The 13,173-nt window shown below is 46.3% G+C and carries 12 protein-coding genes and 2 pseudogenes; 5 read left to right on the top strand and 9 right to left on the bottom strand.

Annotated elements, in window-relative coordinates; genetic code table 11:
• Positions 1-106: 106 nt before the first annotated feature.
• From ACK3SD_RS02315 to ACK3SD_RS02300, 4 genes are all read right to left on the bottom strand, one after another.
• Complete coding sequence (locus ACK3SD_RS02315) at positions 107-733, bottom strand: inovirus Gp2 family protein (RefSeq protein WP_153752197.1); 627 nt, start codon at positions 731-733, stop codon at positions 107-109.
• 124 nt (positions 734-857) lie between these two features.
• Positions 858-2,282, bottom strand: coding sequence for a YfjI family protein (locus ACK3SD_RS02310; RefSeq protein ID WP_153752196.1), 1,425 nt, complete (start codon positions 2,280-2,282; stop codon positions 858-860).
• 113 nt (positions 2,283-2,395) lie between these two features.
• The gene (locus ACK3SD_RS02305; protein WP_481126630.1) at positions 2,396-2,632 is read right to left on the bottom strand and encodes a helix-turn-helix transcriptional regulator; all 237 of its coding nucleotides are present in this window, start codon (positions 2,630-2,632) and stop codon (positions 2,396-2,398) included.
• A 213-nt stretch (positions 2,633-2,845) separates the two neighbouring features.
• Positions 2,846-3,574: a hypothetical protein gene (locus ACK3SD_RS02300; RefSeq protein ID WP_481126629.1), complete on the bottom strand. Its 729-nt coding sequence runs from the start codon at positions 3,572-3,574 to the stop codon at positions 2,846-2,848.
• A gap of 213 nt (positions 3,575-3,787) precedes the next feature.
• Between ACK3SD_RS02300 and ACK3SD_RS02295 the strand changes: the two genes are divergently transcribed.
• Positions 3,788-3,934 (top strand): hypothetical protein, encoded by a 147-nt coding sequence (locus tag ACK3SD_RS02295; RefSeq protein WP_153752190.1) that lies wholly within the window; start codon positions 3,788-3,790, stop codon positions 3,932-3,934.
• Here the strand turns inward: ACK3SD_RS02295 and ACK3SD_RS02290 are convergent.
• The 3 genes and pseudogenes from ACK3SD_RS02290 to ACK3SD_RS02280 form a co-directional block, all read right to left on the bottom strand.
• Positions 3,931-4,545, bottom strand: coding sequence for a Fic/DOC family protein (locus ACK3SD_RS02290; RefSeq protein ID WP_182945211.1), 615 nt, complete (start codon positions 4,543-4,545; stop codon positions 3,931-3,933). The two genes, ACK3SD_RS02295 and ACK3SD_RS02290, sit on opposite strands and share 4 nt — an antisense overlap.
• Before the next feature lie 4 nt (positions 4,546-4,549).
• A pseudogene (locus ACK3SD_RS02285) lies at positions 4,550-4,702 on the bottom strand (tyrosine-type recombinase/integrase); the annotation flags it as partial.
• A gap of 15 nt (positions 4,703-4,717) precedes the next feature.
• A pseudogene (locus tag ACK3SD_RS02280) lies at positions 4,718-5,864 on the bottom strand (IS3 family transposase).
• A 256-nt stretch (positions 5,865-6,120) separates the two neighbouring features.
• On the opposite strand from ACK3SD_RS02280, the gene ACK3SD_RS02275 reads away from it, so the two are divergent.
• From ACK3SD_RS02275 to ACK3SD_RS02260, 4 genes are read left to right on the top strand one after another with little or no spacing between them, the layout of a single operon-like run.
• Positions 6,121-7,152 carry an ATP-binding protein gene (locus ACK3SD_RS02275; protein WP_227675402.1) on the top strand — a complete coding sequence of 344 codons (1,032 nt, stop codon included), beginning with the start codon at positions 6,121-6,123 and terminating at the stop codon, positions 7,150-7,152.
• A gap of 18 nt (positions 7,153-7,170) precedes the next feature.
• Positions 7,171-8,442 (top strand): hypothetical protein, encoded by a 1,272-nt coding sequence (locus ACK3SD_RS02270; RefSeq protein ID WP_049121186.1) that lies wholly within the window; start codon positions 7,171-7,173, stop codon positions 8,440-8,442.
• Complete coding sequence (locus ACK3SD_RS02265; protein ID WP_063923221.1) at positions 8,439-10,391, top strand: hypothetical protein; 1,953 nt, start codon at positions 8,439-8,441, stop codon at positions 10,389-10,391. The genes ACK3SD_RS02270 and ACK3SD_RS02265 overlap by 4 nt, the downstream gene beginning before the upstream one ends.
• Positions 10,392-10,402: 11 nt before the next feature.
• Complete coding sequence (locus ACK3SD_RS02260) at positions 10,403-11,044, top strand: OmpA/MotB family protein (protein WP_049121188.1); 642 nt, start codon at positions 10,403-10,405, stop codon at positions 11,042-11,044.
• Between the two features lie 230 nt (positions 11,045-11,274).
• Here ACK3SD_RS02260 and ACK3SD_RS02255 read toward each other — a convergent pair whose 3' ends face one another.
• The gene (locus ACK3SD_RS02255; protein ID WP_153752184.1) at positions 11,275-12,591 is read right to left on the bottom strand and encodes a tyrosine-type recombinase/integrase; all 1,317 of its coding nucleotides are present in this window, start codon (positions 12,589-12,591) and stop codon (positions 11,275-11,277) included.
• A gap of 394 nt (positions 12,592-12,985) precedes the next feature.
• The gene (locus ACK3SD_RS02250; protein WP_481126628.1) at positions 12,986-13,165 is read right to left on the bottom strand and encodes a hypothetical protein; all 180 of its coding nucleotides are present in this window, start codon (positions 13,163-13,165) and stop codon (positions 12,986-12,988) included.
• Positions 13,166-13,173 lie beyond the last annotated feature (8 nt).

Here is a 13,173-nt window from a genome sequence, read left to right as displayed (position 1 = left end):
TCGTCTACCAGGACGGGCTTCCAACCATCAAAAGATTACCGATATCTTAATACAAACAAATCAGGCCTTTCCAGCCATAAGAAAGGCCATTGTTGTAAAAAATAAATTACCCGCGACTGCAGCCGAAATTACGGTCTCCGTCACCGACTATTTTAGTCCTTACTTTGGTCATGTAATCCACCCTATTCATCAAATCGCTATAGGTCTGCTCAAAGTTGTCCCTTTTACGATTGAGAAGGTATTTGCCATTTGGCGGGTAATTAACTAACTTCCCCGAGCTATCTATAGGGATGCCAAGTGCACTGTACCAAGCTGTCGTTATCATTGTACGTAACGTGTTACGGTTTAAGTCGTAATCACCTAAATGATAATAAGCATCCTGATTGAAACACAGTATCAAATGGTAGTGCCGCTTCCCAATTTTTGTATATTCTCTGACCCATGCGTAACGTAAGGTAGAATGTCGACTCTCAGGCCAGTCTTTTCGTTGAGTTTTGATATGCTTATCGTGTTCAAGCTTTGCTTTTAACGCACTGGTAAAGCGAGATATAGCACCAGAGTCAACCCTAGGTTGAAAGAATGGATTATCCATATTTTCTGTATCAATTGGGTCATGCAGATCAACACGAAGAATCATTGAGTTAGGATGTTCGTTGAGGGAGTCATCAATAACCTGTTTTATTCTATCCCGATATAGGGATACGTGTGATCCGTATTCACTATCGTATGTCATATAGCATCCTGTTTTATGATATTGAAGTAAGTGATGGATTTAATATATATTACCTATCATGATAATAAACCCTTAACTGAGGTGGGCTCATGGTTCATTTTTACTCCTGAATTAAAACATTTACTTAGAATGAAGTTGCGGGGTTCAAACCAGCGAGAGCTATTAATGTAGTTTTCCCCCTCTTCCCTACAAGGATTTTATTTTGAGAGAACAAAGCACTCAGCAATTCATTTGCTTTACTACGATTCCTGAATTTATTAGGGCCATATTGGAGGATGGTGTTTTTCGTGATGAAAGGCTTACAATAACGAATACAATAGTTTTTTATCCAGCTGTAAAGCTCATCTGTTTCCGCAACATCTAAAGAAAACTTTTCTTTTTTGGAGAACAAGAGGATGTATTCTTCAACATACCAGGCCATTATATCCACTGCGGCTTTTACAGCGGCAATAGATATATCGCCCTCATCACCGCTGAAATAATGTAGTAAGGCAGCAAGCCTCGCCATATTCTCCGCCATTTTAGAAGCATAATCCTTAAAATCAGACAGGTAGCCAAGCAGCCTCATTTCTGACTCGACTTTGTTATAAAATTCGAGCCAGTTTTTTTCTGCTTCGGGAGAGAAACGCAGACACTGACGCTCATTTTCCTCATTTCTCGAAATGCTCTCATTAACAATGTCTATCAGCCGTTGATGAAATACCGGCAGATGCTCATTTGAGACAACCGGACTGGTAATTTGCCTGTTGCCCTGTGTTGAACCCGGTTGACATATCAAACATCGGGCGAAGAATCCGATCCCTTTCGCGGCATCGCCTTTTCGTTCCAGATACCCTTTTTTAAACACATCAGGCTGAATCATCAACCCCAGCGTCATTCTGGCATCTTTGATTAATTTATCTGGCTCGCTTTTTCTTTCCACGGAAAACATTGTGCCATCCCACATTTTATTGATGAACGGCAGTTCATTCAGCGCGTAGCCGTTAAAAATGGTGCCAGCTTCATCAGACATAAGCCCGATGGACCGCCAGCGTCCACAGAGAGAGTCTTTTATCGCCGCAGGTGTGGCATCGTTGTATATCTGCCTTAACCGGATCGGTGCTTTTGGAGACACCGCCAGTAGCACTTTCAGCCGTTCATTCGTTGTGGAGTGATCTTTATTACGGCGAATATCGGATTTCAATTTTGACATAAGGGCTTTCTTTTCAATATTAAAAACCGTTTCTTCATTCCTCCAGACAACTAGATCGTGTTTATATTTTTTAAACCATTCTTCTTCCAGTTGATACATTGGCTTCATCAGAAGTTTGTCCACAGTGCTTTTGCGCTCACCAGAATCAGCCAGTGTCAGTAAAAAAAGCGATACAGGGCTGCGCAGATTATTCAATCTGCACACATCAATTCGGTTCTGGCAGGCAAGCGAAATTACTCCCAATACCGATGCGGCAATCAAAGCTTGGGGAGCCTGGGTCTGCTGCTCCACTTCATATACCGCATTTCTAATGATCTGCGGGAACACATGCACAGGGAAAGGGCGACCGTTAAACATATAACACCTCTAATACAATTCAGGTTAAAAATTCCCGCACAAGTTGCTATTCCGCTATTAATAGCGGAATAGCAACTTGTGCGGGTCACTCAAAAAAATGATCCCCCTTAAAACTAACGTTCATTGATCCAATAGAGCAGATCACTTAATAGCCATCCGCAGGATTTCAGGCCAATAGGCTTACGTAGCGGAAACTTTCCAATCTGTTCAAGTTTCCACGCTGTAGAGCGGGAAATGGACGTGATACGCTGGCGCTCTCGTTCACGCACCAGACGATCACCTTGCTCACCATAATCACGCAGGATTTTCAGGCGTTCTTCCAGGGTGGGGGTGATAAATGTTGTACTCATACTGCCTCCTTTGTTTCAGTGGATGCAGCATGTCGCAAGTGGGTAACTGAATGACAGCAGCGGACACCTTATTAAGGTGTTAGCGCTTATTGCGGGGCTTAATGCGGTTGCTGTGTTTCTCGATTCAACTGGCGTGTCCACTCATTGATGATTTTTCCATCTTTAAAGTGGACGAAGCGCCATTATGACGATTTATTACCAGCGGGAGAGGGTCTATTGATTTTCATTCTCAATGCGTTTTATCCACTTAGCGATAGTGTCATCACTGAATGAGTCACTGAATCCATATTTTTTGGATGCCACAGTAAGCATCTCCGCCATTTTTGAAAAATTAACCTCACCATTACCATTAAGATAATGCTCTTTCAGCATGACATACAGGGCTATTCTTTCTGGCCTAGAAATGCGGGTTTGTTTTTCTTTTTTCACGCAGGGCATGCTTTCTACACTTTGTGGTGACAATTCATTTGCATCAAAAAACAATTCTGATTTATTTCGAAAAACTTCACTTGGAAATCTCAAATAATCCCAATCATCTTTACCATATACCGTAATCGCACCTGCAATATTATTATTTTCTCTGAAAGTATCCATATCCGTTAGCACGTAATGGTCTTCCGCAAAACGAGTCACTGGCGTAGCCTTTACCCGCCAGTAACCATGTGCATGCCCATTGTAGGTATAACGACATATCCCCAAGTAACCTTCCAGAAGTCGAGATTCAATTTCTGCATTTTTCTCCGGGTAAAACAGCCTTATTTTAAACTCTGGCATTTTTTCATGCTGATAATAATCCATGCCTGATTTAATTTTCCTCTCCCAATCTTTAAGAAGAAATTGATCTCCACCAAGGTGCCTGACGATCAGGCATGGCAAAGCATCCAACCGAATGTAGAGTGGAACTTTATGATCAAGCCAATCATTCAGTAAATTTTCAGACATGATATGGCACTTTTCAGATGCCATTGACAAAGGGTGAAAATCGGGCCGCTTTAATGTCATTCGACTTGTCGTCCTGTGTGGAGCTTCGCTGCTTGCGCTATATGTGCTTTATATATTGATTTATATAACTGAAAAGTGGCATTCAGTCTATGCCTTGCAAGCAGCCCCGTTACCCTCTAAAATTTCCAGATTAACTTAAGAGAACACAGCATCATGAAGAAAACACCTGTGACAAAAGCCCAAATCTATCGCGCCGTTGCCAGCTCAACCGCAATAGAAACCGGTGCTCCTGTGCAAAAAATTGAGCAGCAGCTTAAACGCAATCAGGCACAGGCAAAAGCCGTTGGCCTCGCCCGTTAATCTGGCAAGATGTCGCTCACCAGTTGCATCATAGGGCTGTAGTTCCCTGAGACACCCGCCTGTATTGCCTTGAAGTAAAACGCCTTGTGCTCATCCCACAGGCTGTAATCAAGTAAGCCCTTCCCTGCCAGAACCGACAGCACATCGCAAAGTAGCCGCGACAGACGCCCGTTACCTTCTCTGAAGGGGTGGATCAAAATAAACTCCACATGGCATTCAGCCAGATAACTTACCAGCTCCAGACGAGCCAGGGATTTGAGTTCACCAGACCGAGAAAGAAACTGCTTCTCGAAGCCATCAAGCAGCAGCGGAATCCTGTCGGCAGCCGCAAACTGAAAGCCATCCTTAGTTAGGTTGGCATTACGCAGCCTCCCCGCCCAGTCGTACACATTCCCCAGCCATTGGCGATGCCACCTGCTGATGTGCTCAAAAACCAGCGCCTCAGGCGGCTGGCTCTCAATAAATAGATGCTCATACAGCATCAGCAGCAAGCCAGACTCCAGCGTATCCATTTCCTGTTCATCAATGATTCCCAGCTTATTAGCCAGCACCAAGTCCCCAGAGCCCGGCTGATACCGTTCTTCCGCTGAATTAAGCTCATATTTTGACAAGCTTTTACCTCCGCCCAAACAAGTTAACAACGTTGTTTTCCTGCTGCCGTTGATAGTTATTAACCCGATCTTCCCAGATCTCAAGCGCCCTGCGCTTTTCAGTCAGATAATCATAGCGGTCATAGTGTTTCGAGCTGACGTCATTTAAAGCGTGTGAATCGCCACAGATAATCTAGACACTTCCGAGCCGCTGATAATATTGGTTTTCGTATTCAGTTGGTGGCATATGATCACTCGAACCATGCCGACGCTTACTGTTATAAAACATTTCGATGTAATCAAAAATATCACCGCGAGCTTCTTCTCGCGTTCCGTAGATCTTTTTCTTTATCCGTTCACGTTTCAGTAGCTGGAAAAAACTTTCTGCGACTGCGTTGTCATGACAGTTACCGCGACGGCTCATACTGCCCTCCAGCCCGTGTGATTTCAGGAACGACTGCTACTCATAGCTTGTGTACTGACTGCCTTGATCAGAATGAACCAGCATCTGCTTTTGAGGATTACGTCGCCACACGGCCATCAGAAGTGCATTCAGGACAATATCCTTTGTCATCCGGGGCTGCATTGACCAGCCAATAACTTTGCGCGAGAACAGGTCAACAACCACAGCCAGATACAGCCAGCCTTCGTGAGTCCGGATGTAGGTGATGTCCGTTACCCAACGCTCATCCGGTGCTTCCGGGTTGAACTGCCGCTGGAGCCTGTTGGGCGTACGATGCTGGTTTCACCCTTACGTGCCCGTGGGCTACGGTACCCGACCTGAGCCCTTATCCCGGCACGCTTCATCAGTCGCCAGACACGGTTAACTCCGCACTGTTGTCCGGTATCCCGCAGGTCGAGGTGGATCTTGCGATAACCATAAACGCAACCCGACTCCAGCCAGAACTGCTTTATCAGCCCCGTCAGCCTCAGGTCAGCATGATGCCGCCGTGAATCCGGCTGCTGAAGCCAGGCGTAAAAACCACTCGGATGCACATCCAGCACCCGACAAAGCAGTCGGACAGGCCAGCAATGGGTGTTGTCACGGATAAAGGCGTACCTCAGTCGGACAGCTTTGCGAAGTACGCCGCGGCTTTTTTTAATATGTCCCGTTCGTCGGTAACCCGCTTCAGCTCTTTCTGGAGGCGTCGGATCTCGGCCTGAGCGTCTGACTGGACTCTATTGGTTGAGGAATCCGGGCCATATGCCTTTATCCAGGCATAAAGACTATGGGTGGTGATACCGAGACGTGTTGCCACGCTGGAAACAGAATGGCCGCGATCAACAACCTGTTTTACCGCTTCAATTTTAAACTCTTCGGGATAACGCTTACCGCTCATGGGCACCTCTCTTTAAGTCATCTTAAATGACTCTGAGGTGTCTGTTAAACCTGTGGCGATTCAGTTGACGATTTCATGCACTCATATGTTCAAAAAATAACGCCACTGAAGGATGACTTTCACAGCCAACTACTCGTTAGCAGCAGAACGCAACAAGCAGCGCTGACTGTGCACTGACTGCGGTAGTACACTTTCCGAAATTTTTTTACTCAAGTGACCAAGCCACAGGCCGATAACACCTAAAGTTATATTTCACATGATTATCAATATGATAATTTTTCAGGGACAAGACAGCCCTGGTTTAACGGAACTTAAACATCTCTCTATGAATGAAGATCTTATGTCAGCGCACAGTAACAATTCAGCACCGTTTAGACAGCCGTTATCTCCACAAGATGACGACGAAAATGGAAAAAAAAATATACCGACAGACCCGAGATTTACTCTCGATAAAGATGTCATCTTATCCCAGACCACCCGCTCCTCTCTTGATGAATGCATGGCTCGTCTGCGTTTTCATACAACGATCTACCAGGAATGGAATTTTTCAGTCGTTGATCCTATGGGGTCGACGGCGATACTAAATTTTTATGGCCCTCCCGGCACCGGGAAAACGCTTTGCGCCGAGGCACTGGCTGGACAGTTACGAATGCCCTTTATTGCTCTTGGTATTGCAGAACTGGAAAGCAAGTTTATGGGAGAAACGGCTAAAAATATCCAGGCTGCTTTTGCGCAGGCTAAGGAAACCGGAGCGCTGCTCTTTTTCGATGAAGCCGACACGTTACTGGGGAAACGACTCTCCTCTGTCACACAAGGCGTTGATAATGAAGTTAATGCGATGCGCTCTACGTTACTGATCGAGCTGGAGCGTTTTGACGGCATTGTAGTTTTCGCGACTAATTTCGCACGTAACTATGATGAGGCGTTCCGCAGCCGTATTGGCTATCACGTTGAATTTACGCTTCCTGATCTTACAGCCCGTTACCATCTCTGGAACAAATTCGTGGTTGCTGAAATTCCACTCGCAGAAGAAAGAGAAACTCTTCTCACCGCCGCAAGCGAACTATCCGAAGGACTGGCAGGACGAGAGATCCGTACCTGTATGCGTCTGGCACTGCCTAAAGTGCTGCTGGAAGCAGAACGCACCGGAGAGACTGCACAACTTAACATCGCTCATTTACGGAGTGCGATAGAACAAGTTTTGGCCTCCCACCAAGCGATAGCCAATCATTCGGGACGTACAGCCAGTGAAGTCAACACAGCAAAAAAATTATTAGGTATCCAATAAAAACAACAGGAGAAGATTATGGGTTTCTGGTCAAGTGTCGGCAGTTTTTGCAGCAGCGTAGCAAGTGGATTGGCAAGCACTGCCAGCCGGGTATGGAATGGTATTAAAGAAACCGCAGCTAAAACCGTTTCCTGGATGGCAGAGAAAGCTGAGACCTTTGTGGGAAGTGTAAAGAGCATCTGGGAAAAGGTGAAGCCATTTATCAGTAATGTGATTCGCCCTATCGTGCAAAACGCAGCAAAATTAGCTGAAAAGATGTTGCCACAATTCCCGTGGGTGGGTGGCGCTTTGAAAGCGCTGGATAAAGCGTTGGGGCTGTTGGTCGAATGGGATAAGAGTGATCTGGCGAAACGTATTGGCAAGGCCATTGAGTGGGCAATTAATAAAGCCAAACAACTTAAAGATTTGTTTCTTACACCTGAAGAAATGGATGAGGCCAGTGAGCATGAGCAAGCTTTACGCGAAGCGCGTAACCAGATGCGCGGGGAAGCAGCGAGTGCTGTTGATCTGGCGAGCCTGATTACCTTATATGCCCAACTCTCAACGCGTATTAAGGACGTCCTGGATAACATTCAGATCAACGATTTCGAACATTATCTGCGGTTACGCGCTTCGCAGAAGTTACTGAAAGATACTGAGCAGCATCTTACGCGTGCGCAGGACATTGATACGATAACCGATGACGACCTGTTTCTTATTGAAACTGGCAACGAATTGCTAAAACCTAACCCTCAGTTGAGCGATGAGGCAACGCAACGCCTGGATCGTGTTGTGATGGCGCGTTTTGGCAAGAAACTTATCCCCTTCGTGTTCGAAGAAATGATAATGGCCTGGGGGTATAACCTGCAGGATATGGAAAATGAATGGAAATCGCTGAATGACGGTCTGTCGAAAGAACAAGTACTTCTGCGACGTCTACAGATTGGCCAGCGCCTTGGTGATCTTCAGGAAGATGAAGTACCAATGCTCAACGACCTGGAAGCTCGTTTACCAGTGCAACAGGCTGAGATGGAAACAAAACGCAAACGAACCAATGAAATGCGTAATTATGTTTTTGCAGCAGAAGGATTTCTGCAAATGCTAGAAAAAGAGCCTGAAGAATTTGCTGACCAAGAATATTTGATGGAAGACAGCAGCACGGTTGGGATGATTATTATTGAGTGTGCTCAGTTTGGTAAGCGTTGGGAAGAACTTAATACCGAGCAACAAAGCTTAATTATCGATTTTGCCAATATCTTTGAAAAAGCCAGCCGCGCACGTGCAAGCAAGCTTGTCGAGGTGGCAGCATGACGTTTCATGAATTTTTTGCCTTTATATTGCCGGAATTCGACGTCATTCAGATGCTGTTTGGCGGCACAATGCTTTTTTTGGTTTTACTGACGATTGGTTTATTGCTCTGGCAGGCAAATCAGCGCTTTTGGGACAGAAAATGGCAAGGTGATGCACTGAATAATGGGGCAGACCATCTCGATGTTGATCATGGTTCAGTCAACGAAATCAGCGCAGCAGTTGCCAGTCCAGCAGAAAAAATGGCCGATATCATGCCGGGCATTTTGTTAATTTTAGGGTTGCTAGGCACTTTCCTCGGTCTGGGAATTGCCCTTAATAAAGCATCGGATATTTTGATTGATGCTAACTCCGCAGGCATGGATAACGCCATGTCGAATCTGATGGGGATGATGGAAGGGCTGGGGACGAAATTTAAAACGTCGACATGGGGGATCATGGCGTATCTGATCCTTAAAGCCTGTGCTGCTGGGTTAGGATATGACGAGAAGCGTTTACGCTGGTGCGCACAGCAGATGAAGCAAGTGTTCGACCAGTCACGAGAGCAAAAGCGCGCTGAACATAAAGAGACCCAGTTACAGTATCTGGCAGCATTACAGGGTTTGAACGACAGAATGCAGGTGGAAAGCGAAGCCACACGGCAGTTGCTGAGCAAGTTCTCTTCAGGTATGGAGTCGTTTTTACAGCCCCTGATTGAGCAGGGCCATGCTGCCGCACAACAACGCAAAATACAGGAAACATATCTGGAACAATTGACAGATATATCCCGTAGTACTCAGCAGCAACATATCGATGGATTGCAGCACGTATGCAACAGTATTCACGAGGAAAGCGAAAATTCCCGGCAAGTTAACCATTCACACCATGCCGAGGTAGCCGCGATATATATGAGGATCGCCGGTCAGGGTGATAACGCTGAACAACAGCGTATTAACCAAAATGAGCAATTGGTAAAACTGCAAGACCTCTTGCATGAAATTCAAAACAATATCGTTAAGGGTACCAAAGATCAGTCTGTGCAAGGGCAACAACAGATAACAGAGTTAACGACGACCCGAGAATCGTTACAGCACTTCATTAATACCAACAGTAGTAACCTGTCTGCCATTCAACATTCAGCCGAAAAAATGTCATCGGCAGCACAAGAAATGGGGGATTCCGCCGGTGATTTGCAACAGGTTATCGGTGATTTCCGTACAGGCATTACCGATATGTTAGGTACGGTTAAAACCGATCTTGGTTCCACCATCTCCCAAATGGGCGAAAGTTTTAGCCAGAATATGGAATCGATATCCACCAGTATGGCAAATGCAACAGATGGCATTTCCAGTGCAGTTACCGACCTTTCTCAAAACGTTGGCACCACAATGAGTGAAGTTCGAATTTCCATCGATCAATCGATGAAAACTCAGCGTGATGCGCAGCGTGAATTTATGATCACCAGTGAAACTTTAAATGAAAAAGTGATCGCTATGACAAAACTGGTTGATGATTTGCGTGAGCAAATAGTTAACGGACTAACAGCGGTATCCAGCAGCAATCGGCAAGTAGCCAGCCTGAACAACCGTTATGCGGAGATGACGACATCAGGTGAAAGAAATGCAGATGCGATTGAAACGCTGGTGAATCAACTCCAGCTCATGCAGAAAGAGAGCCCTCTTCAGCCGGGAATGGACAGGGTCACTGCAGGTGTCGGTAAACTGGTGCACAGCATTGAATCATTACGTGATGAAATGCTGAGTAATACTGATGCCTCTGCTGCACTTTCTTCGCTCGATGACAGATTGATCCGTTCTCTGGAAGAGCTGGGAGGGATTCGTAAAATGCTGTCACCGCCAGAACGGAACCACCTGGTTCAGCAAATTGAAAAAAGCCTGACGCCACTTGCCAATACATTACAACATATCGACCAAACGTTATCGACCATGAACATCGTTAATGATGCAGTCTGAGGTGCTCACTCATGAAAGATAAACCTAATGAGTGGGTCTCGATCTCCGACCTGATGTCGGGAGTAATGGCTGTAGTTATGTTACTGCTGGTGATGTCTGTACTACAGAAAACATGGTCAGATATTAAGCATAAGCAGGAAATGGAACAGGGAGTCAATGCCCAGCGAGCCCGGGTAGGGGAAATGTTGGGAAGTATTAAAACCACACTTGATGGAACGGCAAATGAAGGCTTAGTTGCGCTGGATGTCAACTCGCAAAAAATTACGTTGCGTGATGGAGTTTTCAATCGCGGCAGCGCCTGCATTGCATCTCAGGCAAGCCAGGCATTGGCGACGATTGAAACGCAGGTCGTCAGATTTCTTACCGAATTTAGAAGCGGACAAGTTTATATTGAAGGGTATACGGATAATCTTCCAGTTACCCGTCCGGTGACTAACTTTGAAAGTTTCTGCACTGTCTATGACGATAATTTTACCTTATCGGCAGCGCGTGCAAGAGAGGCGCGTAAATTTATAGTTGGCGATCTTGCTCAGGCTTTTGCACGCCGAGTGATTGTTGCCGGATATGGTGACTCGCAGCCTATTCCCGGTGTTGCACCGGAAGATGCTCGTCAGCGTCGCATTGAAGTTCGGTTCGTGTTGCCAGAAAAGTAGTATTACCTAGCGTGATATTAATCGGAGTGTCTACGTGCTAAAGGCGAGAGCCTGTGCCGCCTTCAATATACTGCCATTTATTAGACGTGACCGCTCAGGCGGTCACCGAAATAAAAAAGAAAGTCTCGTATAGCCCTCCGCCAGTATCTCGGCGGCATCGCAATTTTTTGATGCCGCAGAGAACACCAGCCACACAACGTTCTTACCTGGTAGCCTTGTCCAGATAAATGCTACTTCCGCCCAAACAGGTTCACAACGTTATTTTCCTGCTGCCGCTGATAGTTGTTGACCCTGTCTTCCCAGATCTCAAGCGCCCTACGCTTTTCAGTCAGGTAGTCATAACGATCATAGTGTTTAGAGCTGACGTCATTCAAAGCGTGATTCTGGATACGGTCGCGGATCTCTTTGCTGATCCCCGCCTCCCCCATCAGCGTTTTACAAGTGCGACGTAAATCTCGCGCTGTGAAAACTTTAAACTCAGGATTAAAAGCCCGAAAATACATGATCGAACGCGCCAGGCTATCAGTACGCACCGGGCGCTCACCGTTGGTTGATAGCGGGAATATATAGGGACTGTTACTTTCCTTAGTCAGTTCTTTCACTGAGGCTAATTCCTGTTGTGCCGATTCAGTCAGCGGGATCAGGTGCTCACGCTTGTTTTTCGATACATCGGCAATGACCAGCAACGTCTTTTGCTGCCAGTCAATCGCGCTCCACTGGCTGGCAATCATTTCAAACGGACGCTGCCCGCCAGCATAAACACAGAAGCGAATAAGATGCTGCATCAACGGCCCAACGTTGGTGGCCTCGGCAAACTGTTCCATGACAAAACGTAGCTCCGCCAGCGTTAACCATGTATCACCCACTTTCTCCGCCGAGGACTGCTTCGGTATGGCCGATACCGGGTTAACTTCAAGCCCGAAAGTAATGCCCACGCTGGTATTCATCGGATCGTTATCGGCTTTAAGACCGTAGTTAAAAGCCGCCATCAGGTAGGAACGAATCCGGTTCGCATGGACCACCGCATCACGCTGGATAATGCCAGACAAGATCGTTTTGATCTGTAAGGGCGTGACATCCTTGGCTTTGGTTTCTCGAGGGATAACCGTGTAGCACTCTTTTTCAAGACGTTTCAGAACATCGGCCCAGGTCCGCTTGTTGTCGAGCTTCATCTTGTTAACGTAGCCATGCACCAGTTCTTCAAACGATCCTTGAGAACGATGGATCTGCATGATGTGCTGTTCGGCCAGGCGCTGTTGCTCAAGCTCTTGCTGGGGCTCTTTTCCTTCAACAAGCCAGGCACCATACTTTTTCGCCAGCTCATTGGCCGTCACCAGTTTCATCTCAGGCCAGATGCCCAACTGGATGAACTTCTCTTTCTTCCCTTTCTCAACGTAGTAACGGAAATAAAAAACTTTGCTACCTGAAGGCTGAACCTTAACGCCAAGCCTGCCAGTACCACGCTGAGCACTGTTGCTCCACACGTAGTACGACGTACTTTTTGTCTTCAATCCACGTATAGCAGTCTCGGTAAGATTAGCGGCCATGAGGATACCTTTATGAGAATAAGCGTTACCTGACCCAATGCCCATTCTGGGTCAGGTAATGGGTCAGGTAAGGATAGTACAATGGGGAAATGAGAGAACCAATCAGAAACAAAAACAACTTCAGAACTTATTGATTATAGGCAATTAAAAACACAAGCAGAGACAATAACGAACAATTAAAAACGTGCCAATTTTATGACTCATAATCGCTTGGTCGTTGGTTCAAACCCAACAGGGGCCACCAAATTTTAGCTTTAAAATCATAACATTAAGCCACCCCTCACGGGGTGGCTTTTTTGTTGGGTTCAGGAAAGTGGCGATGAAATGGCGGCACAGCTTTACTTAAGCTTCCCTCAACGCCCTGTGGGGCCTCCATTTTGTGCCCCCTCCCCCACTAATGCCCATATCTGGAGAGGGCGACCAGGTAGATGATGGCGATCACCAGTGTCATGATGGCGGAGGTCCAGAAGGCGATCACGCCGTTGGAGTTTTTTACCTGTTTCCAGTAGACAAAGCATCCCCCGGTGATCAGGCAGCAGATCCAGCTCATCACCGCAAATATCATCAGCATCATCACTCTTC

It is taken from the genome of Chimaeribacter sp. YP20170169 (assembly GCF_056739715.1).
Note: the sequence above shows the minus strand (reverse complement) of the source record. Positions and strands in the feature narration are given on the sequence as shown.